This is a genomic window from Maribacter zhoushanensis, from assembly GCF_029350975.1.
GTDB classification, from domain to species: domain Bacteria; phylum Bacteroidota; class Bacteroidia; order Flavobacteriales; family Flavobacteriaceae; genus Maribacter; species Maribacter zhoushanensis.
Map to the genome: position 1 here is coordinate 649,472 of NZ_JARKMR010000002.1, position 22,338 is coordinate 671,809.

Here is a 22,338-nt window from a genome sequence, read left to right on the forward strand (position 1 = left end):
TAAAAATTCTGTTAGATGAACAACATGTAAATGGTAATACTAATAAAGGCATCTATTCTGTATGCTTATTATTTATATTATCTTAGAAAATTATATAGCTTATGGATTTAAAGAATTTTATTAAAAGCCTTTCAATTTTACATTTATTACTGTTAGGTGTATTGGTCATTATTACCATTTGGGTAATTTATAAAGTAAACTCATTCAACTCTAACACTGCTATTGAGGGTATGTTATTGTATGTAGTGCCACTTTTTGCAATGGTAGGATATTTTGGAAGTCAGTGGATCTTTAAAAAAATGATTTCCAGTATTCAAATAGCAACCAAATTAGAAGATAAATTAAGAAAATATAAGTCTGCATTACAACTTAAATATACATTTATAGAAATACCAGCTTTCATAGGTCTCTTTGCGTATAACACCTCTGGTAATGCATTACCATTGGTCATTTCAATCTGTTTAATAGCCTACTTGGCAGTACAGCGACCAAACAAAGAGCATATCATTAAAAGTATTCCTGTTACTGAAGATGAACAAGAAAAAATTCAACTAGCATAAAAAATTTAAAATGAAGAAAGTAAATGTATTAATTATATCATGTATGCTGTCATTATTAGGGTTAACTACTATACACGCACAAGATTGGGCAGATTTAAAACATTTTAAAGAAGCGAATTCATCTGTGCCAGAATTACAGGCCAATGAGGATCGTATTGTATTTATGGGCAACTCCATTACTATAGGTTGGTTAAATAGCCGACCAGAGTTTTTTAAAGGCAAACCATACATAAACCGAGGTATTAGCGGGCAAACAACTCCACAAATGCTAATACGTTTTAGACAAGATGTCATTGAACTACATCCTAAAGTAGTAACTATTTTAGCGGGTACTAATGATATAGCCGGAAACACTGGTCCTTCCACTTTAGAGATGATTATGGATAACATAAAAGGAATGGCAGAATTGGCACATGCAAATGGTATTAAAGTCATTTTATCTTCTACGCTACCTGCATACGATTACCCATGGAAACCAGGTTTAGAACCATCAGGTAAAATTATTGCATTAAATAAAATGATCAAAGCATATGCAGATGCTAAAGGTCATATTTATTTGGACTATTTCTCTGCTATGGTTGATGAGCGTAACGGTCTTCCAAAGAAATATGCTGCCGACGAAGTACACCCAACCGTTGAAGGTTACAAAGTGATGGAGCCTTTAGTAGAAGCTGCTATTTCAGAAGCTCTGAATAAATAAGATATATCAAAATATTTGAATGTAATATCTAGCTATTCATACTAGCTAAGATTTGATTATTTTTGAAAAAATTTGATTACTATAAAATGAAAAAAACACTATTCCTACTGGTCGCTACGGCCATTTCTTGTAATTCTTCTCAAAAAACCGTTAAAGATGTCGCTTCTGAAGCATCAACGGCAGCATCAGAAATTACGTTTGCAGAATCTATCACAGAAACAGAATTAAAAGACCATTTGTACATTTATGCATCAGATGAGTTTGAAGGTAGAGAAACCGGTCAACCTGGTCAGAAAAAAGCAATTGCATATATAAAAGCTGAATATGAAAAATTAGGTATTCCTGCTGCTAAAACGGACGGAAACTATTTTCAAGAAGTACCGTTAGAAATTAGTAAACTTCCAAAAGGAAAACTAAGCGTAAACGGTACCGATTTTCCAATTGGTGAACACGTTTTAACTTTTACCGCTGCAAATACCACAACAGATGAAATAGTTTATGTTGGTTACGGTATTGAAGACACCAACTACTCTAGTTATAATGATATAGATGTAGCAGGAAAAATTGTTTTATTAAAATCTGGCGAGCCAAAGAAAGCAGACGGTAATTATACTATTTCCGGAACTACTGAAGCTTCTATTTGGAGCAATATGTCAGAATCAATAACAAAGAGAATACAAATTGCAGTTGACAAGGGTGCAATTGGGGTATTGTATTATGATACAGATAATTTTAGCAGATTTAAACGAAGATTTGAATCTATGAAGCAAAATAACAGTGGCAGAATGGAAGTTGTTGATAACAGCGCACCAGAATTCTATAGCCTATTCATTGACCATGAGCTAGCTAAAAGTTTACTTTCAAACATAGAAACCGATAGTGAAACCAAAGTACTTTCTAAAAAAGTAGAATTGAGCTTTGAAAGCTCTAATGATAAAATTGGATCAGAAAATGTTGCCGCAATGATCAAAGGTTCTGAAAAACCAGATGAATATTTGGTAATTTCATCTCACCTTGATCACATTGGTATTACAGGTGACGGAGAAATCAACAACGGCGCTGATGATGATGGATCCGGTACAGTTGCCCTTTTAGAAATAGCAGAGGCATTTAAGAAAGCAGCAGATGCAGGTATGGGTCCTAAAAGGTCTATTCTATTTTTGCATGTTACAGGTGAAGAGAAAGGATTATTAGGTTCGCAATATTACACTGACGTTGACCCTATTGTTCCACTTGGAAATACTGTAGCCAATTTAAATATTGACATGATCGGTAGAATAGATCCTGAACGTGAAGGAGATCGTAATTATATCTATTTAATAGGTTCGGACAAGTTAAGTATTGAGCTTCACAACCTGTCTGAAGAAGTAAATAAAAAGTTCATGAATATAGAACTTGACTATACATACAACGACGAGAACGACCCTAACCGTTTCTATTACAGAAGTGATCACTACAACTTTGCCAAAAACAATATTCCTATTATATTTTATTTTAACGGCACCCATGATGATTATCACAAACCAAGTGATACGCCAGATAAAATAAACTATGACCTTTTAGAAAACAGAAGTAGATTAGTTTTCTATACCGCTTGGGAAATTGCGAATAGAGACCAAAAATTAAAAGTAGACTAACTTAACTACTTTATAAATTTAAGAAGCCTAATAGTTTACTATTAGGCTTCTTTTATATACTTAATATCTAACAAAGAATTTTTTAAAACAAAAAAGTCCTGGAAATAAATCCAAGACTTTTTATTTGCTTTAGGGTGGAAGACCGGGTTCGAACCGGCGACCCTCGGTACCACAAACCGATGCTCTAACCAGCTGAGCTACAACCACCATTTGTAAGCGAGTGCAAAGATAATTTTTTTATACAGTTCTGACAAATATTAAATTGAATTTTGAAGAAATAATTTATTTTAAGAGAAGATTGTCAAAATTATTTTTAACTTGATGTTTTAAATATCACAACCTACTTATATTACACCTGCAACTTAATGTATTCTATATCAAATTATAAGCATATTATTTTTCTCTTCGCTTTAATTTGTTTTAGCATTTCTAGTGCTGTAGCCCAAAAAGATAGTATAGAGTTTTATCATGAAAAAATTTCAAAATTAGCTAAAAGTCCTAATTTTTCTGAAAATGACTTGAAGTATATTGATAACTTAAACCAACTCTCTTATTATCAAAGATTAATAGAGCAAGACTCCATGTTAATCAATACAGAACGAGCACTTGAACTGAGTAAGAAAAATAATTACGTACAAGGCGAACTTGAAGCATTGGCTAATCTTGCAACATTATACCTATATACTGGTCAAACCGATAAATCTATTGACTTCTCTTTAGAAACCGTAAAAAATCCTGAGCTAAGCAATTTTCCAAAAACAGAAATGAAAATATATAATGTTCTGGGTCAAGGATACTATTTTAAAAATGACTATCCGTCAACCTATACACATTTCCTGCATACTCTTGCCATTGCAGAAAAGAACAGTGACCAATTTCACTTATTCAGAATGAACATGAATTTAGGCACTATTTTTAGTCGCCTAGAGGACAGTGATGAGGCTTTAAAATACTATGCTGTAGCTTTTAAGCACGTTAAAAAATTAAATGACCCAACTAAAGAGATTATGATGCTGAGTAATATGGCATTCTTAAATATTGAATTAGGAAATTTAGAACAAGCAAAGATTGAATTGGATGAAACATTAGCACTTTTTGAAAAAAATAATCAAACTACATGGTTAGCATGGACCTATTCTACTTTTGGTTTGTATTATTTGGCGTTAAATGATTTTGAAAATGCTTTAGTAAATTATCAAAAGGCTTTAAATATTCATGAAGGGTTCAATGATGTAAAAGCAAAAGCAGATATTAAATACGGTTTAGCAAAATCTTATTTAGGGTTAGATAATTTAGTAAAAGCTGAGAAAATAATAAATGAAAGTGCAAAACTATACGCATCTTCCGATTATGATAAAGGGCTTGAAAAAGCATACAGAACACTGTACAAAGTAAACAAAATTAATGGTAATGTAGCTCAATCTTTAAAATATCTTGAATTAACGGAAAAACTTTCTAATGACAATTTTAAGAAAAAAAACAGAAGAAATTTAATGATGCTTAATGCAAAATTAAATTTTGAAAAGGAAAAAGAAGATTTAAAAGCAGAAAACGAACTAGCATTAAATGAACAACGAAAGTATGTAAAATGGTCTTTAGCTGGACTTTTTGCCTTAATGGTTATTGTATTTGTAATATTAAGAGCTAATAACCGAGAAAAGGTACTAAATAAAAAACTAGCTAACCAAGCTGAAATATTAAATAAGAACCAACTTAAACTTACCCAAATTAATGATAATCAAGATCGTCTATTTTCTATTGTTGGTCATGATCTGAGAGGACCGATAATATCATTAAATGAAATATTAACACTTTACCTAGAAGACGCTGAAGGAAAAGAGTACTTTGAAAAATTTGCCCCTCAATTAAAAGAAGATTTAGATCAGGTACAATTTACTATGGATAATCTTTTGCATTGGGGTAAAACACAAATGCAAGGCAACACCATTAACATAAAAAGTATTTCGGTTAAATATGAATTAGATACTATCCTACAATTATATAGAAATGAAATTAAGAAAAAGTCAATTGTAATTAATAATCAAGTTGCTATAAATCACAAGGTTTTTGCCGATTTACAGCAATTTAATATCATATTCAGAAATCTAATCAATAATGCTATTAAATTCACGCCTAACAAAGGAATGATTTCTATTTCAACCGAAATAAAAAATAAAAATTTAGTTATTCAAGTTTCAGATACTGGTGTTGGTATGACAGAGGCAGATGTATCAAAACTATTCAGCAACACAGAAAATTTTAGTAATTACGGAACCAATTCAGAAAAAGGAACTGGATTAGGTTTAAGACTGGTTAGAGCAATGGTCATTAAAAATAATGGAGATATAATGGTTAAAAGTCAACCTAATAAAGGAAGTCAATTCATTATTGAACTACCAGCGGATAGCGCTTAAGATTAAGGTTATTTTCCCTTGATATTCACATAAATACCTTTAATAAATTTTGAAATATCTCAAATTCAATTGATTCATATTTTTTCTACAAAAAACTAAATCATCGATGAACTACATATCTAGAACGTTGAAACACACAATAATTAGCATTTCACAACATTTATTACCTTCTCCCCTCTTTCTAAAGTAATTTTAGCATCACACAATTGAGTGATGTAAATGAATTCTAAAAACCACAAACCATTTTTATTAAACAACCTACTGAAACGTTGTATGGTTGTGTGTTTAATATTTACGATTGGTAAACAATCAGTCTCTGCACAAAATTCTAAAAGAGAATCGCTTCTAGAACAATTGAACGAAATTAAAAGTTCTAAAAATTTTAGTTCATTAGATACATTGTATATAAATAATCTTTTAGATATAGCAAGAGAGTATCGTTATCATAATTTAGACAGTGTAATTGTTTTAAGTAAAGAAGCTCTTGAACTTAGTAAAAAAGCCAATTATATTAATGGTGAAATTAATTCCTACCATACCTATGGTGGATATTATTCTGACAAAGGCAAAGTAAATAAAGCAATCAAAAATTTTACAACAGCATACAATCTAGCTGATAAGCATAATAGAAGCTTTTTAAAAGTTAGATCATCTAATGATTTAGCTAAAGAGTATGGATATAAAGGTGATTACTCAAATGCATTAAAATGGTATTTATATACTATAGAGGTTGCAGAAAAATATGATTACAAAAATTCCATGTCAATAGTAAATGACAATATTGCCCATTTGTATAGCGAACAAAAAGATTACGAGCAGGCAATGGTTTTTCTACAAAAGTCTAAAAGTATTCATGAAGAAATAGGTAACCCAGTTTATTTAGCAGAAACTTTAAGCAATATAGCATCTACGTATGCAGAATTGAATGAATTAAATTATGCAATGTATAATGTTAATATTAGTATTGCTACGTTTGAAAAAGAAAAAATATTAGAGTGGTTAGCTTATTGTTATGAGATAAAAGGCAAAATATATCTTAAAAAAAATAAATACAATTGGGCTGTATATTGGTACAAACAAAGCGAACTTTTACATCAAGAAATTGAAGATGACAGAGGCAAAATAGAGCTTTTAAATGGGATGACAGAAGCTTACCTTAATTTGAAAAAGGACAGTATAGCAGAAGTATATGCTATGGATGCATTTAATCTTTCTAAAAAAATTGGCATTAGGTCAGGTATTAAAACAAGTTCTCACAACCTATCAAAAATTTACAAAAAGAAGAAAGACTTTGAAAAATCATTATGGTATCATGAACTTTATCAAGTTACCTATGAATCTCTTTCAGCAGCTAATAATGAAAAAGCATTGAACATGCTTAAAACTAGAGTTGCATATGATCAGCAGAAGCAGCAACTTATTCTTGAAAACGAGAAAGAATTGGCAAAACAAAAAATATACATTTATGTATTTATAGTTATCCTTTTCATTTTCGCCATCATTACATTTTTAATTCATAGAAATGAACAAGAACAGAAAAAGCTAAATCAACAGTTAAGAAGTAAAAAGAATGATTTAGAAGAAAAGCAGGCGTATTTAAATGAATTAAATCAGACTAAAAACAAATTATTCTCTATCATCGGTCATGATTTAAGAGGGCCAATAGGAGCTTTTCAAGGTCTCTTAAAATTATTTAAAGAAGGTGAAATGACTAAGGACGAATTCCTGAATTTTGTTCCTAAGTTGAAAGTTGATATTGACACTATATCTTTCACCCTAAATAATTTACTGTCATGGGGGCAAACACAAATGAATGGATCTATTACCAAGCATGCAGTTACTAATTTAGATTCTATCGTAGAGGAGAATATGGCACTACTATCTGAAATTGCCGAAGCTAAATCAATTTCTTTAATTAATAGAGTTGAGCCAAACTGTCAAATCTGGTCAGATCCCAACCAAATAGATATTATTATTAGAAACTTATTAAGCAACGCTTTAAAATTTACACCAAACAATGGGCAAATAGTTATTGGCGCCATACAAAAGATTAAAACTTGCGAGATATACGTGAAGGATAATGGTATGGGTATGAGCGAAGATATTATTAACAAATTATTTGAAAAGGACTCTAACCATACTACATACGGTACCAATAATGAAAAAGGAACTGGCCTAGGACTTTCTTTATGTAAAGAAATGGTAGAGAAAAATAATGGCAAAATATGGGTACACAGTGCCATAGGTAAAGGATCAAGCTTTTACTTTACCATACCGCGTATACAAAATAGATATAAAGAATCCGCTTAAATTAAGTGATCAAGAGAGTCTACAGCTACCATTCTTTCTACAGTAAAACCTTCGGCATAGTCAACACCCACCAGTCTACCTAAATCTTTTGCCCTGTAATGTACACTTTCAATAAAAGTCTTACTACTTATCGGCGTTTCCGGTTCATTACTATTAGGATCATGAAATTGAGAGCTATATGCCAAAATAGCATCTGTTTTGGCGTCTATATAACTGCTAATATCAACAACAAAATCTGGAGTTATATTTTTCCATTGAATATAATGATACACCAATTTTGGTCTCCATTCTTGTTGACTCTCCTCTCCTATTTTAGTTTCAATACGTCTTAATCCACTTAAAAAACAGGCATCACTAACAAGCTTACTTCCTTTACCATGATCTATATGCCTATCATCAATTGCATTACACAAAACCGTATTAGGTCTGTATTTGCGAATCATTTTGATAATCTCTAATTGGTGCGACTCGTCATTTATAAAAAATCCATCTCTAAATCTCAAATTTTCACGTACCCATACCCCTAAAAGCTTTCCAGCCGCAGCTGATTCTTTGTCACGTATCTCTGCAGAACCTCTTGTTCCTAATTCGCCACGAGTCAAATCAACTATACCAACTTTTTTACCCAAAGCAATTTCTTTTGCAATGGTACCACCTGCACCAAGTTCCGCATCATCAGGATGTGCTCCAAAAACTAAAATATCTAACTTCATATTATACTAATTCTTATGGGTATTCCTATTTTATCTGTGCTATAGCCTGTAAAATATCTTGCTTTAAATCCTCCACTTCTTCAATACCTACAGAGAAACGAATTAATCCGTCCGCAATACCTTGCTCTGCCCTTACTTCTGCGCTCATTAAAGCATGCGATGTTTGTGTAGGTGAAAGAACAGTGCTCTCTACCCCTGCCAAACTCATTGAAGGTTTGATTAATTGTAAAGCTTTCTGAAATTGAGATGAATTCAAATTTGCATTCAACTCAAAAGATAACATACCGCCAAATCCTTTCATTTGCTTTTTGGCAATATCATGATCTGGGTGCGTTGGTAAACCTGGATAATATACTTTTTCTATATCCGCTAAACCATCAAGAAAATGCGCCATTGCCATTGCATTTTCATTTTGTGCCCTAACACGAATACCCATAGTCTTCATGCTTCTTTCCAGTAACCATACCGTATAATCACTTAGACTACCACCAAAGTTCTTAGCTAAATGAAAAATACGTTCCATATTCTCTGTAGTAGATGCCACGGCACCAGCACAAATATCTGAGTGGCCACCCATATACTTTGTTGCACTATGTATAACCACATCTATTCCAAAATCTACAGGGTTCTGGTTTACAGGACTGGCAAACGTATTATCAATTAAAGTAATAATTCCGTGCTTTTTAGCAATTGCGGCAACAGCCTCTAAATCTGTAATAGTAAGTAGAGGATTAGACGGGGTCTCTATATAAATAACCTTTGTATTCTCTTTAATTTGAGCCTCAAAAGCATCTGCCTGCCATCCGATGGTAAATGAATACTCAATTCCGTATTTAGAAAACTCTTCATTTACTAAATTATATGTTCCTCCATACAGCGTTTGTTGCAGAACAACATGATCACCGGCATTTAAAAATGCCAATAAAGCAGTGCTTACAGCTGCCATTCCACTACCAAAAATAAGAGCAGATTCCGTATGCTCTAAAGCTGCAACTTTTTTACATAAACCCTCTTGGTTAGGTGTGTTAAAGTATCTTGGGTAACGTTTTACATCTACATCCTCATAAGCATATGATGTACTCATGTACAAAGGAGATACCGCTCCTCTATGTTGTTTATCTTCTAATTCACCCACGTGGGTACATATGGTGTTCAAGCCTTTTTTATTCGAATTCATGTGCAATTAATTATAGAAAATAAAGGTAAGGAATTAGAATGTAAATGAATCTTATTCAACTTAACAGATACCTTAATTCTGGATACTTTATCTATGTCTTAATATTAGTACGAACCTTTCAAAAAAAGTATCTCATGACTACCTTAAAAATTGAATACAAGTTTTAAGAAATATTGAATACTTTAAAATTTCAGCACAAAATATAAAGGCAATCCAATTTTTGTTGATAGATTTATTCAACAAACCACAGAACATTATTTCAAGAATATTTAATAAAATGAGAAAACTTTTTTACTCCGTATTACTTATCATCACCATAATATCCTGTAAAAATCAAAAGCCGGTAGCTAAAGGCTATCAAGGTCAGGGTAAAAATGCCGTTGTTTCTACAGTATCCAAACCTGTTCAAAAACAATGGAAGGGCATTTGGACTTTTGACAATGAAACCACATTCTTTAGCAACGATTTTGAAAGCGGTCGATTAAACGGAATCACCTCTGACGGAAACAATCATTATACAGCACTTATTACAGCAGAAAACACTCCGGTAAACGTGAGCCCGTGGTATGCTTTCAAAGTTTGGTCAAAAACACCTAAGACCATCACTATTAAAATGACTTATCAAGATTCTAGAAGTAGATATTATCCTAAAATCAGTACTGATGGTCAAAATTTTACACCGTTAGATAGCGCCAATTTTACAGGAATAAATAAAGGAACGGGAGATTTTGGAATAAAGGCGGTACCTGAAATCGTAGAAATTAAAATAAATAGTAGCGAAGAACCTACATACATTACTGCTCAAGAATTATATGGTTCTACTAGAGTAAAAAACTGGATTGATTCTTTATCTACCAAACCGTTTATATCTACCTATGAAATAGGAAAAAGTAGAGAAAAAAGAGCTATGAACTTGATGGAAGTTAGCAACGGTGAACATAAAAAAGCCGTTATGGTCATTTCTAGACAACATCCTCCAGAAGTTACCGGATTCTTAGCCATGAAGTCTTTTATTGAAACGTTAAGCGGAGACTCGCCAAAAGCCCAAAAATTTAGAGACAACTATGATTTGTTCGTAGTGCCGTTAATGAATCCTGATGGAGTAGATAATGGCAATTGGCGACACAACATGGGCGGAATAGATTTAAACAGAGATTGGCAAGATTTCAATCAGCCAGAGACAAGAAGCGTCAGAGATTTTCTTATCAAAAAAGAGTCTGAAGGATATGAATTTGTTTTTGGAGCAGATTTCCATTCCACCTGGGATGACATCTACTACCCTATAGATACCACGATTACAGGAAAAAAAGGCAAAATTGTTTTTGACTGGATTAATAATATTGCTGAAAGACTACCTCAAAAACATACCAATGTAAAGCCTTCTAAAGATATAAAACCAACCATGGTATCACGTAATTACTTTTATGTAAATCATGGCATGCCCGCCATTGTTTTTGAATTAGGAGATAACACCCCTAGAGATTTCTTGAAAGAAAAAGGTAAAGTAGCTGCTGAAGAATTAATGGATTTACTTGACAATCAGAATTAAATAACTAGAGATTGTTTAAAATAGAAAAAGCCTCATGAAATATCCATGAGGCTTTTTAATATGTTGTATTTAATACTATTTGCTATAATTAACTTTATATCTCCAGTAGCTAATTCCACCCAGCACTAGTACACCAGCAACTAAGTAGTATATAAAAGTTGGCGTAATTACCTGTGCTCCACTTGCATAACTATGCAGACCTACCAAGTAAAAGTTAACCCCAAAATAAGTCATCATAATACTACCAAAGGCAACAACACTCATAAAATTGAATGTCCATTTACCTCTTAGTCCTGGCACTAATCGTGTGTGAATTACAAAAGCATATATCATAATAGAAACTAACGCCCAGGTCTCTTTTGGATCCCAACCCCAGTAACGACCCCAACTTTCATTTGCCCATTGCCCACCTAAAAAGTTACCAATAGTAAGCATCACAAGTCCCGTGGTTAAAGCCAATTCATTAATTATGGTCAATTCTTTTATATTGATTGCCATTCGCTCTTTATTTTTCTCAGTCGTCAAAATCATTAAAATCAATGAAACCAGACCCAAAATCATACCTACGGTTAACGGACCATAACTACCTACTATAACAGCAACGTGGATCATTAACCAATAACTATCTAAAACAGGTTGTAGATTGGCAATAGAAGGGTCTATCCAACTTTGGTGCGCTATCCATAAAAGCATAGAAGTTACAAAGGCTGATGCTGCAAATGTCATATCACTCTTACGCCCCAATGCCCAACCGATACCCATAGTTGCCCAAGCTACATATAAAATACTTTCATAGGCGTTACTCCAAGGTGCATGCCCAGAAATATACCAACGCATGACCAAACCGGCTGTATGCCACAAAAACAGTAGCATTATGGTTCCTTTGAAGAAATAAATTGCCACGCGCCAAATAGAACGATCTTTAAATATTTGGAATATTAACGTGAAGAACATCAACAAACCAACAAGCGCATAAAAACGATACAACCTATTGAAAATGTTCAATTTATTATAGATCACCTCAAGATCTACTTTCTGCTGTGACGGTAAAACTTCACTACCGTGATTAAGCTGATTTTGGCGAAATGCCGCTAACAATTTATCTGCAGAAGCATAATCACCACTTTGTTGAGCTTTACCCAAAGTCATTAAGTAATAAGGCATCGCATTCTTTACAAAATTAGAATATAGTGAATCTCTAATTTCATACTGCCCTCCCCTATATTCTACGGCAGATATCCATTTGTTATTTTCATCGTCCAACAATGGAAATATCTTAACAATATCTTGCCCTAAAGCTTGATTCAAAAGACTCAATCTAATATTGGCATCTTTAAAATCTTGCTGAAATTTATTCGGATTTGTAGTAGCTGTTGCCTCGCGTAAAAAAGGCTCTAATTTGTACTGCCCTTTAGAATCAAAGAAATCTGTAGCTTTCACATATTCTTGACCAGACGGAATACCTATTACATTTCTAATACTATCGTTCTGTGATTTTTTATCTAAAGCAATGAACTCCGTATTGTACCAAACCGCAGGATTCATCATCATTGATAATAATATCTGATCAGAGGTATATCCTAAATAAGAATCTTTTAAGCTTAACTTACGAAGCAGTTCTGATGAAAATGTATTAATTGGCTTCATACGCCCACCTTCATCCTGTATCACTAACTTACCAAACTTATCTGCATGCTCTTTACTGACCATACTAACTTTTAGCAAAGAATCTATCTGTGCTTTAGAAGGTGCTTCTTGATGTCCTTCTTCTGGTGAATGCTGGTCTTGTGCAAAAGAAGAAAATGAGAATGCCATTAAAACGGCTATAACCCCAAACATCTTTTTCTTTTTAACTTTTAACTTATCCAAAGAATCCGCTAAATCTTTAAAACGGGTTTTCCCGAAAAACATAATTCCCATTAACCCTATGTACAATAAAAAGTAACCTATATAGGTAATCCAAGTACCCCAAAAATCATGGTTTACAGATAGCGTAGTTCCTTTTTCATCAGGATCAAAACTAGATTGAAAAAAGCGATATCCTTGATGATCCAAAACATGGTTCATAAAAATATCATAGTCAAAAGGTCGTTCATCTTCCACAGTTACTCTACTCATATATGATGAATACCCTTTTTCCGTTCCAGGATATTTTTCAGCAATAAAATCGTTTAGCTTAATTCCAAATGGTAATTCATGAACCTTAGAACCATATCTAATTGAAAAACCAAGTCCGCCAATATTAACTTTTTCACTAAAATCTGAAGGTCCTTTATTACCCAGCAATTTAATCTGTTTTGTTTCTCCGTTAGCAGTAACATCAAAGACTATGGCGTCCTGATCTACTTTAGATTTCTCGGCTTCAGGTATTTCAACAATACCATATGAACCTTGTGTAATAGAATCGGGCAAAACAAACTGCATTCCGGCAGTATTATATAAGGAACGTAATACCAAGGGTTGTAAGCTATCTTTTACCAACTTCCCTTGAACTTGATCAGCCATACGCATATAATCACCTTCAAATGGCGAATATATCTGATAGATAGAATCTGTCGTAAAAATATTAATGGCGCCCTCAGTCCTATTATTTAAAGCAAACAATACATTATGGATACTAGCCACCTTACCATCTTCTAAATAGTGATCATGACGCTCACCATTACCAGCTTCAACAATTTTTAAAAATTTGGTACCATTAGCATCTGGCAACAAACCTTGTTTAGCACCTTTAATAAAGTCCACGTAAGAAATTTCAAAATCTTCCCCGTTGAAATCAGCCTTCCATGGTAAATTAGATTTTATAGCTTCAGGCGTAACAATTAAATCATCTTCTAGTACTTTTCTTCTAGCCTCTCCTTCAATTTCACCGTCTACATAGACAGTCAAGTAAGTTTTATCAGAGTAAAATACATTTTCTGTTTTTCCTTCACGTATGGGCATCATACCTTCAAAACTGATGTAGCGTGTAACAAAAGCACCAATAATTATCAATACCCAAGATAAATGCAATACCAATACTGGCCATTTCTCTAATCTTAACAAGCGATATCTTGAAATGTTCCCTAAAAAGTTAATTACAAAAAACACCATGATTACTTCAAACCACCATGCATTATAGATCCAGATTCTTGCTGTCTCTGTGCTGTACCAGCTTTCTATAAAAGTACCGAACGCCATTGCCGTAGCGAAAACGATAAATAAAATGGACATTAAACGAGTAGAAAAGAATATTTTTTTGAACATTTCCGTCATGGAAGCAAGGAGTTGATTTTCAAGATGCAAAAATAAGGTCTTTTCATCATTTACGGATGACTTTTACCTCTTTTAAACTTCACGGAAAGTGTTAATTTTAATACAACAAGACTTCTATAAACTTCGTACTTTTGTTAGCATGATATCAGTAGTGATAGTTGGTACCGGCAATGTAGCCCAGAATCTGTTTCATGCATTCCAAAAGTCTGCAAATGTAACCGTAAAACAGGTAATTGGCAGAAATAAAGAACATTTAGCATTTGTACAGAACAAAGCGCTCATAAGTTCAGATTTTAAACATGAAATTACCTCAGATGTGTATATACTTGCCATATCTGATGATGCTATTGGCAGTGTTGCGGAATACTTTAAAGATTTAGATTCTCTCTTAGTACATACTTCTGGTGCAACCCCACTTACAGCTTTAAATTCTGTAAAAAAAGTCGGCATATTTTACCCATTGCAAACCTTTACAAAAGGTAAAATTATTTCATTTGATGATATTCCTATATGCATAGAAGCAACCGATAAAAAAGATTTAGAGACATTAACAAAACTAGGTAAATGCATTAGTAACAATGTCGTTGAAATAGATTCTGAACAGCGAAAAACATTACATGTAGCGGCGGTATTCGTTAATAATTTCACTAATTATATGTATACCATTGGGTCTGATATTTGTGCGGAACATAATATCGATTTCTCTTTATTAAAGCCGTTAATAAATGAAACAGCTGCAAAATTAAATACGCTAACACCTTTACAAGCACAAACGGGACCTGCTAAACGCGGAGACCAAAAAACATTACACAGTCATTTACAAATTATAAAAGACAAACATCAAAGGGAATTGTACACCCTTTTAAGCAACGCAATAAAAGAAAAACATGGAAAAGAGTTATAAAGAATATTTAAAAGACATCACCACATTTATTTTTGATGTTGATGGGGTTTTTACTGACGGAAGTCTTTTAGTTACCAGCGAAGGAGAGTTGTTACGCAAAATGAGTGTTAAAGATGGTTATGCCTTAAAAGTTGCCCTAAAAAAAGGATACAATGTATGTATTATTACAGGAGGAACTAATGAAGGTGTTCGTATTAGGCTAAAAGCTCTTGGCGTAACCGATATTTACATGGGAGCCCACTATAAGATGGATGCCTTAGAGGAATATATAGGTATTAATCATATTGAACCAGAGAACATATTGTATATGGGCGATGACATACCAGATATTCCACCAATGAAAGCAGTAGCTTTAGCCACATGTCCACAAAACGCAGTTGCCGAAGTAAAAAGTGTAAGCCAGTATATTTCTCACATTAATGGAGGCAATGGTTGTGTACGTGATGTTATAGAACAAGTATTAAAAGTACGTGGAGATTGGACCAGTCACTTTAGTGCCGCAAACGATTAATAAATGTTGAAGAACAAATTAAAGGATTCCCATTTAATATTAGCATCTGGCTCTCCAAGAAGGCATCAGTTCTTTAAGGAAATGGAGCTTGACTTTGAAGTAAGAATTAAATCTGTTGATGAAATATATCCTCCTGAATTAAAAGGAGCTGAAATATCAGATTACCTGGCAAAATTAAAGGCAGAAGTATTTTTACCCGAGCTACAGTCCAACGATATTCTTATTACATCTGATACGGTTGTATGGCATAACAATGAATCTTTAGCCAAGGCAGAAGATAGCTCAGAAGCTGAAGAAATGCTCAAAAAACTATCGGGAGATTGGCATCAAGTAATTTCATCTGTATGTTTCACCACAACTGAACGACAGATTGTACAACATTCAATTACTGAAGTTAAGTTCAAAAATTTATCGGAAGAAGAAATTCGTCATTATATAAAAGAATATCAACCGTACGATAAAGCAGGTGCATACGGCATTCAAGAATGGATCGGACTTATAGGAATAGAAGAAATTAAAGGTTTGTATACCAACGTTGTTGGCTTACCAACACAACTTGTGTACAAAACCTTATCTCAATTGGTAACATAGTATATTAAAACCCATGACAAGTATGAAACTATTAAAGTTAAAAACGACAGTTTACAGCATTTTCGTAGTAGCAATATTTTTGACCAGCTGCAAAGAACAAACAAATACTAATAGCAATACTTTAGCCATGGCAAAAATTCCTTTAAATGAGGAAGTTCCTAAAAAACAGCTCTCGCAAGAGTTTAAAGATTATTGGTACAATGGCACAGCAGAAATCACCTCATATAAACTAGAACAAGCTAGATATGGTGAAATGAGAGAAGGTACAGCTGTGATGATATATGTTACCGAACCTTTTTTACCAGATGCTCAAGTAAAAGCTGATAATAGCAACAAGAGTAATATTCCTGTTTTAAAACTCAATTCTACTAAAAACTATATCACAGGTATTTACCCCTACTCTATAATGACAAGCAGTTTTTATCCTGTACATGATAATCAACATGCTCTTAAATTATCTTTTTCATCTCAAGAATGGTGTGGTCACGTTTATGCTCAGTTGAACAATAAAGATGATTTTGAAATCATGAGCCATTCTTATTTTGAATCTGAAGGTGACAAACAGTATCATTTGGACAAAGCGCTTCTTGAAAACGAAATATGGAACAAAGTAAGAATTGACCCTTCTGACTTACCAACAGGTGAAATCTCAATGATTCCGTCTTTAGAATTTATACGATTAACCCATAAAGAATTTAAGGCTTACAAAGCTATTACTTCATTATCTGAAGCAAATGGCACAAAGACCTATGAAATCAATTACCCAGAATTAGAACGTACATTAAAAATAAATTTTGAAGATAAATTTCCGTATTTAATAGAAAGCTGGACAGACACTTTCCATGATGGTTATGGAGCCAATAAAAAAGTACTGACTTCAAAAGCCACAAGAATTAACAGGATTACAACACCCTATTGGCAACAAAAATCTAATAAGGATTTATCTTTACGCGATAGTTTAGGGTTATAATATGAAAGAATTTATTACGGAACATAATAATGAGCTTATCTACAGTCTCATTACTTTAATTGTTATTCTTGTATTAAAATTTTTGTTTACTACTGCTGTAAGAAAGGTTAGTAAAATAAGTGATTTCAATCCTGTTAGAACCAACCTGATAATCAAGTTTGTTAATATTGCCCTGTCCGTAATTGCCATAGTTGCACTTACATTGGTTTGGAGTGTAAATTATCAAGATTTAGGGGTAATGCTATCCTCTGTATTTGCCGTTATTGGCGTGGCATTATTTGCACAATGGTCTATTTTAAGTAACATAACCGCAGGTGTTATTATTTTCTTTTCTTTTCCATTCAAAATTGGCAATACCATACGTATTCTGGACAAAGAATTATTAGACCCGAATAATACAGATTTGGACAAATTCGTAATTGAGGATATTAGAGCCTTTCACCTGCATTTAAGAAGAAGTAACGGTGAAATTTTGACCTACCCTAATAACCTTTTACTTCAAAAAGGGGTTATTCTAATATCTACCTATCAACAAGGTGAGTTTATAAGTGTTGAAGAACAGGAAGACCAAACCACATGATTTTGTTAAAGAAGTTGTAAAAACAAGTATGCTTAGTACCTAATCTTATTATATTTGGAATTACTACCAAAACCAACATAAAATGCGTTATTTATTAGGGTTTATAACCTCTAGTCTTTTTGTACTCAGCACCCTCAAAGCCCAAAACCCTAAAAGTAGTTCTGCCACAGATATTTATCACTCCATCGAAAAACTGAATTTTCTTGGAACAGCACTTTACATTGCAGCTCACCCAGATGATGAAAACACACGTTTAATCGCTTATTTGGCAAATGATGTCAAGGCTAGAACAGGTTATTTATCCTTAACCAGAGGTGATGGTGGACAAAATTTAATTGGACCGGAATTACGTGAGCTTTTGGGAGTATTACGAACACAAGAACTACTTGCCGCAAGACGTGTTGACGGTGGCGAACAATTTTTTAGCCGCGCAAATGATTTTGGATATTCCAAACAACCCAGCGAAACCTTAAAAATTTGGAACAAAGAAGATATTCTTGCTGATGTTGTTAGAACTATACGCAAGTTTAAACCAGATGTTATCATAAATAGATTTGACCATAGAACACCTGGCACTACACATGGTCATCATACATCATCGGCAATGCTCAGTTTTGACGCCTTTGACCTTGCCAAGGACACAAACGCCTTTCCAGAACAATTATCATCAACCAGCACATGGCAGCCAAGAAGACTATTTTTTAATACCTCTTGGTGGTTTTACGGTAGTCAAGAAAAATTTAAAGCGGCGGATAAAACTAATCTTCTGCATATGGATGTAGGCACCTACTACCCTATTTTAGGCAAGTCTAACAATGAAATTGCCTCATTGGCAAGCAGCCAACATCTTTGCCAAGGTTTTGGAAGACTAAGTTCAAGAGGTTCAGAAGATGAGTATATAGAATTACTAAAAGGCGATTTACCAAAAGACAAATCTGATCCTTTCGATGGCATAGATACTACTTGGAATAGAATTGATGGCGGAAAGGCAATTGGCGATATTCTTTATGATGTACAAGAAAATTTCAATTTTAAAAATCCAACGGTTCATTTACCAGAATTATTAGAAGCATATCAGTTATTGAAAAATGTTACTGATGAACATTGGAAGAATTTAAAAATAACGGAATTAACTACCATTATTTCTGCAATATCAGGATTACACTTAGAGGCTTTTACAAAAACCTCGTTTACAAACCCTGGTCAACATGTAGATGTTCAAATTCAAGCATTGAACAGAAGTGATATTAAGGTTGAACTAAAATCGGTATTTCTTAATGAGCAGAATACGAATATTGAAAATAGTATCTTAAAGAACAATCAATTATTAGAAAAGAAAATTGATTTAGATATTCCGGTTTCCACAAATTTCACAAGCCATTATTGGTTGATGGAAAAAGGAACTTTAGGCACATATACTGTTAAGAATACAGAATTGATAGGCAAACCAGAAACTCCAAGAGCTTTTAATGCAACATTCAATTTGACTATAAATGGAGTATCCATTCCTTTTACAAAACCGGTTGTTTACAAATATGCTAAACCAGATAAAGGAGAAATATATCAACCTTTTGAAGTCGTACCAGAGGCTACCGCAAGCTTTACAGATAAGGTTTTAATTTTTGCTGATGCATCTCAAAAGAAAATACCAGTTACCATCAAGGCACATAAGGACAGTATCTCTGGAACTATAGAGTTAAAATATGGTAAGGAATGGCAAGTAGATAATAAATCACAACAGTTTTCAATTGCTAAAAAAGGTGATGAACAAACCGTTTACTTTACATTGACACCACCAGCCACTGAAAATGAAAGTAGCATCTCTCCCATTATTAAATTAAACGGTAAAGAAATAACCAAAGAACTTGTAAATATTGCCTATGACCATGTACCTACCCAAACGGTACTGTTACCTTCAGAAACCAAGGTTGTGCGTTTAAATATTCAAAAAGCAGGTGAAAACATTGGTTACATAATGGGTGCAGGTGATGAAGTACCTACAAGTTTAGAACAAATTGGCTATAATGTTCAACTCATAGACCCTTCAACAATTACAGATGAATCGCTAAAAAAATATGACGCAGTTGTTTTAGGCATTAGAGCTTATAATGTAGTAGATGAGCTAAAATTTAAGCAACGCTTTATATTAGATTATGCAAAAAATGGCGGTACGGTAATTGTTCAATACAACACAGCTAGTAGATGGGGCGCTCAATTTGAAAATATTGCTCCTTATGACCTTGAAATCTCTAGAGACCGTGTTACCAATGAAAATTCTGATGTAAAGATTATCGCAAAAGATAATTCGCTTGTACATTTTCCAAATGAAATTGACGAAAGTGATTTTAATGGTTGGGTTCAAGAAAGAGGCTTATATTTTCCTAATAAATGGAGTGAAAAATTTACACCTGTTCTAGAAATGCACGATGAAGGAGAAGAATCAACAAAAGGAAGCCTATTAATTGCCCCATACGGAAAGGGAAACTATATTTATACCGGACTGAGCTTTTTTAGAGAATTACCAGTGGGCGTTCCTGGTGCATATAAACTGTTCTCTAACATGCTATCCGTTGGAAAGGATAAAGTAGAAACAAAAGCCAAAATCAAAGGATGAGTAAAGAACGAGATGAAAATAAAACTTGGAAAAAAGAGTATAGCATTGTACTGGTGCTAAATCTCATATATGTTCTTATTTTCTATTATGTAATGACTTCATTCAATTAATATGGAAGGATTAGATTGGATTATTCTTGCTGGCACACTTCTTTTCATCGTTGTGTATGGAGTTTGGAAAACAAAAGGAAGTAAAAATGTAGATGACTACGTTCGTGGTGGCAGCGAATCTAAATGGTGGACTATTGGTCTGTCGGTTATGGCCACCCAAGCCAGTGCCATTACTTTTTTATCTACTCCCGGCCAAGCATTTCATGATGGTATGGGCTTTGTTCAATTCTATTTTGGACTACCCTTGGCAATGATTATCATTTGCATGGTATTTGTTCCACTTTACCATAAAATGAAGGTTTACACCGCCTATGAATTTTTAGAAGGCAGATTTGACCTTAAAACCCGTTCTTTAGCAGCTGTCTTATTTTTAATACAAAGAGGATTAGCGGCAGGTATTACTATTTTTGCACCTTCAATTATTCTATCTGCAGTTCTTGGATGGGATTTACGCACCTTAAACATCATACTTGGTTCATTAGTGATAATATATACCGTATCTGGTGGTACTAAAGCTGTTAGCGTTACTCAAAAACAGCAAATGTTTATTATTATGACGGGTATGTTTATCACATTCTTTTTCATATTAGGCTATTTACCATCAGATATTACCTTTAGTAAAGCAATGAAAATTGCAGGTGCCAGTAACAAATTAGAAGTTTTAAATTTTGATTTAGATACGTCAAGCAGGTATACAGTTTGGAGTGGAATTACCGGCGGACTTTTTCTGTTTTTAGCATATTTTGGCACAGACCAAAGTCAAGTGCAACGTTATCTATCCGGTAAATCTGTAAGAGAAAGTCAGCTTGGTCTAATCTTCAATGCTGTCCTGAAAATACCAATGCAATTTTTTATTCTTTTGGTAGGTGTAATGGTATTTGTATTCTATCAATACAATCCTTCACCATTAAACTTTAATCCGTCTGCAACACAAGCGGTGATGGAATCTAGTTACGCTGAAGATTATAAACTACTTCAAGAAGGTCAAATTGCTTTGGAAGCAGAAAAAAGAATAGCTCAAAATAAGTTTTCTGCTGCATTAGAAATAAAAGAATTTACTGCTGTTGAAGAGGCAAAAAAACAAATAATACGAATTAACCAAAAGGATAGCACTAATCGTATTGCAGCCAAATCATTAATAAAACAGGCAAATGACGCTGTTGAAACCAATGATAAAGATTATGTATTTATCCACTTTATATTAAATAATTTACCCACTGGTTTAGTTGGTTTATTATTAGCCGTTATTTTATCTGCTGCCATGTCATCAACAGCTTCAGAATTAAATGCATTGGGCACCATTACCGCATTGGACCTTTACAAGCGAAATAGAAAAACAGAAAACTTATCTGAAGAACACTATGTAAAAGCCTCAAAGTTTTTCACGTTAATTTGGGGAATAGTAGCCATATTAATAGCCTGTGTAGCAAACCTATTTGATAATTTAATACAATTAGTGAATATCATTGGTAGTATTTTCTACGGCAATGTTTTAGGTATATTCTTAATTGCTTTTTTCTTTAAGTTTATAAAAGGAAATGCTGTTTTCTTCGCAGCAGTGGTCACACAGATTATCATATGTATTATCTATTATTACTTAATTCATATTTATCCTACCGGTCAGGAAAAGTTAGGATATCTATGGCTTAACTTTTTTGGTGCAGCTTTGGTCATCGTTATATCATTTATATTTGAAGCCTTTGACCGCATGTTAAAAAAACCATTAGCCACCAACTAAGAATA

At 33.4% G+C, this 22,338-nt stretch carries 16 protein-coding genes and 1 tRNA gene; 13 read left to right on the plus strand and 4 right to left on the minus strand.

Translation table 11 applies throughout. The annotated features are described in order from the left end of the window. Positions 1 to 101 precede the first annotated feature (101 nt). The 3 genes from PXD56_RS09620 (at position 102) to PXD56_RS09630 (ending at position 2,897) form a co-directional block, all read left to right on the plus strand. On the plus strand, positions 102 to 560 hold the full coding sequence (locus PXD56_RS09620) for a hypothetical protein (protein ID WP_276493121.1): 459 nt from the start codon (positions 102 to 104) through the stop codon (positions 558 to 560). Positions 561 to 570: 10 nt separating this feature from the next. Next, positions 571 to 1,260 (plus strand): SGNH/GDSL hydrolase family protein, encoded by a 690-nt coding sequence (locus PXD56_RS09625; protein WP_276493122.1) that lies wholly within the window; start codon positions 571 to 573, stop codon positions 1,258 to 1,260. An 86-nt stretch (positions 1,261 to 1,346) separates the two neighbouring features. Continuing rightward, a complete protein-coding gene (locus tag PXD56_RS09630) occupies positions 1,347 to 2,897 on the plus strand; it encodes a M28 family peptidase (protein ID WP_276493123.1) in 1,551 nt (516 codons plus the stop codon). 132 nt (positions 2,898 to 3,029) lie between these two features. Here the strand turns inward: PXD56_RS09630 and PXD56_RS09635 are convergent. Beyond that, a tRNA-His gene (locus tag PXD56_RS09635) sits at positions 3,030 to 3,105 on the minus strand. Between the two features lie 157 nt (positions 3,106 to 3,262). On the opposite strand from PXD56_RS09635, the gene PXD56_RS09640 reads away from it, so the two are divergent. Beyond that, the gene (locus PXD56_RS09640) at positions 3,263 to 5,311 is read left to right on the plus strand and encodes a tetratricopeptide repeat-containing sensor histidine kinase (RefSeq protein WP_276493124.1); all 2,049 of its coding nucleotides are present in this window, start codon (positions 3,263 to 3,265) and stop codon (positions 5,309 to 5,311) included. Between the two features lie 273 nt (positions 5,312 to 5,584). Then, on the plus strand, positions 5,585 to 7,621 hold the full coding sequence (locus tag PXD56_RS09645) for a tetratricopeptide repeat-containing sensor histidine kinase (protein ID WP_420828445.1): 2,037 nt from the start codon (positions 5,585 to 5,587) through the stop codon (positions 7,619 to 7,621). Here PXD56_RS09645 and bshB1 read toward each other — a convergent pair. Beyond that, a complete protein-coding gene (gene bshB1, locus PXD56_RS09650; protein ID WP_276493126.1) occupies positions 7,618 to 8,334 on the minus strand; it encodes a bacillithiol biosynthesis deacetylase BshB1 in 717 nt (238 codons plus the stop codon). The genes PXD56_RS09645 and bshB1 overlap by 4 nt on opposite strands. A gap of 25 nt (positions 8,335 to 8,359) precedes the next feature. Continuing rightward, on the minus strand, positions 8,360 to 9,511 hold the full coding sequence (locus tag PXD56_RS09655) for a trans-sulfuration enzyme family protein (RefSeq protein ID WP_276493127.1): 1,152 nt from the start codon (positions 9,509 to 9,511) through the stop codon (positions 8,360 to 8,362). A gap of 277 nt (positions 9,512 to 9,788) precedes the next feature. On the opposite strand from PXD56_RS09655, the gene PXD56_RS09660 reads away from it, so the two are divergent. Next, positions 9,789 to 11,060 (plus strand): M14 family metallopeptidase, encoded by a 1,272-nt coding sequence (locus PXD56_RS09660; protein ID WP_276493128.1) that lies wholly within the window; start codon positions 9,789 to 9,791, stop codon positions 11,058 to 11,060. A gap of 75 nt (positions 11,061 to 11,135) precedes the next feature. On the opposite strand, the gene PXD56_RS09665 is transcribed toward PXD56_RS09660, so the two are convergent. Beyond that, a complete protein-coding gene (locus tag PXD56_RS09665) occupies positions 11,136 to 14,315 on the minus strand; it encodes a cytochrome c biogenesis protein (protein ID WP_276493129.1) in 3,180 nt (1,059 codons plus the stop codon). A gap of 139 nt (positions 14,316 to 14,454) precedes the next feature. Between PXD56_RS09665 and PXD56_RS09670 the strand changes: the two genes are divergently transcribed. The 7 genes from PXD56_RS09670 (at position 14,455) to PXD56_RS09700 (ending at position 22,333) form a co-directional block, all read left to right on the plus strand. Then, positions 14,455 to 15,219: a Rossmann-like and DUF2520 domain-containing protein gene (locus tag PXD56_RS09670; protein ID WP_276493130.1), complete on the plus strand. Its 765-nt coding sequence runs from the start codon at positions 14,455 to 14,457 to the stop codon at positions 15,217 to 15,219. After that, positions 15,203 to 15,730 (plus strand): KdsC family phosphatase, encoded by a 528-nt coding sequence (locus PXD56_RS09675; protein ID WP_276493131.1) that lies wholly within the window; start codon positions 15,203 to 15,205, stop codon positions 15,728 to 15,730. Before PXD56_RS09670 ends, PXD56_RS09675 begins: the two co-directional genes overlap by 17 nt. Before the next feature lie 3 nt (positions 15,731 to 15,733). Further along, on the plus strand, positions 15,734 to 16,321 hold the full coding sequence (locus PXD56_RS09680) for a Maf family nucleotide pyrophosphatase (RefSeq protein ID WP_276493132.1): 588 nt from the start codon (positions 15,734 to 15,736) through the stop codon (positions 16,319 to 16,321). A 22-nt stretch (positions 16,322 to 16,343) separates the two neighbouring features. Then, complete coding sequence (locus tag PXD56_RS09685) at positions 16,344 to 17,291, plus strand: septum formation inhibitor Maf (RefSeq protein ID WP_338088449.1); 948 nt, start codon at positions 16,344 to 16,346, stop codon at positions 17,289 to 17,291. 1 nt (position 17,292) lies between these two features. Beyond that, complete coding sequence (locus PXD56_RS09690; protein WP_276493134.1) at positions 17,293 to 17,871, plus strand: mechanosensitive ion channel domain-containing protein; 579 nt, start codon at positions 17,293 to 17,295, stop codon at positions 17,869 to 17,871. Between the two features lie 82 nt (positions 17,872 to 17,953). Further along, entirely contained in the window at positions 17,954 to 20,485 is a 2,532-nt protein-coding gene (locus tag PXD56_RS09695) for a PIG-L family deacetylase (protein WP_276493135.1), read from the plus strand. Positions 20,486 to 20,596: 111 nt separating this feature from the next. Further along, the gene (locus PXD56_RS09700) at positions 20,597 to 22,333 is read left to right on the plus strand and encodes a sodium:solute symporter family protein (protein ID WP_276493136.1); all 1,737 of its coding nucleotides are present in this window, start codon (positions 20,597 to 20,599) and stop codon (positions 22,331 to 22,333) included. Positions 22,334 to 22,338 lie beyond the last annotated feature (5 nt).

Bases quoted from the DNA above. Each gene is read 5' to 3' on its own strand.
- PXD56_RS09630 (WP_276493123.1), top strand. From the start codon at position 1,347: ATGAAAAAAACACTATTCCTACTGGTCGCTACGGCCATTTCTTGTAAT.
- PXD56_RS09625 (WP_276493122.1), top strand. From the start codon at position 571: ATGAAGAAAGTAAATGTATTAATTATATCATGTATGCTGTCATTATTA.
- PXD56_RS09685 (WP_338088449.1), top strand. From the start codon at position 16,344: ATGAAACTATTAAAGTTAAAAACGACAGTTTACAGCATTTTCGTAGTA.
- PXD56_RS09695 (WP_276493135.1), top strand. From the start codon at position 17,954: ATGCGTTATTTATTAGGGTTTATAACCTCTAGTCTTTTTGTACTCAGC.
- PXD56_RS09640 (WP_276493124.1), top strand. From the start codon at position 3,263: ATGTATTCTATATCAAATTATAAGCATATTATTTTTCTCTTCGCTTTA.
- PXD56_RS09670 (WP_276493130.1), top strand. From the start codon at position 14,455: ATGATATCAGTAGTGATAGTTGGTACCGGCAATGTAGCCCAGAATCTG.
- PXD56_RS09680 (WP_276493132.1), top strand. From the start codon at position 15,734: ATGTTGAAGAACAAATTAAAGGATTCCCATTTAATATTAGCATCTGGC.
- PXD56_RS09660 (WP_276493128.1), top strand. From the start codon at position 9,789: ATGAGAAAACTTTTTTACTCCGTATTACTTATCATCACCATAATATCC.
- PXD56_RS09645 (WP_420828445.1), top strand. From the start codon at position 5,585: ATGGTTGTGTGTTTAATATTTACGATTGGTAAACAATCAGTCTCTGCA.
- PXD56_RS09700 (WP_276493136.1), top strand. From the start codon at position 20,597: ATGGAAGGATTAGATTGGATTATTCTTGCTGGCACACTTCTTTTCATC.
- bshB1 (WP_276493126.1), bottom strand. From the start codon at position 8,334: ATGAAGTTAGATATTTTAGTTTTTGGAGCACATCCTGATGATGCGGAA.
- PXD56_RS09665 (WP_276493129.1), bottom strand. From the start codon at position 14,315: ATGACGGAAATGTTCAAAAAAATATTCTTTTCTACTCGTTTAATGTCC.
- PXD56_RS09675 (WP_276493131.1), top strand. From the start codon at position 15,203: ATGGAAAAGAGTTATAAAGAATATTTAAAAGACATCACCACATTTATT.
- PXD56_RS09655 (WP_276493127.1), bottom strand. From the start codon at position 9,511: ATGAATTCGAATAAAAAAGGCTTGAACACCATATGTACCCACGTGGGT.
- PXD56_RS09620 (WP_276493121.1), top strand. From the start codon at position 102: ATGGATTTAAAGAATTTTATTAAAAGCCTTTCAATTTTACATTTATTA.
- PXD56_RS09690 (WP_276493134.1), top strand. From the start codon at position 17,293: ATGAAAGAATTTATTACGGAACATAATAATGAGCTTATCTACAGTCTC.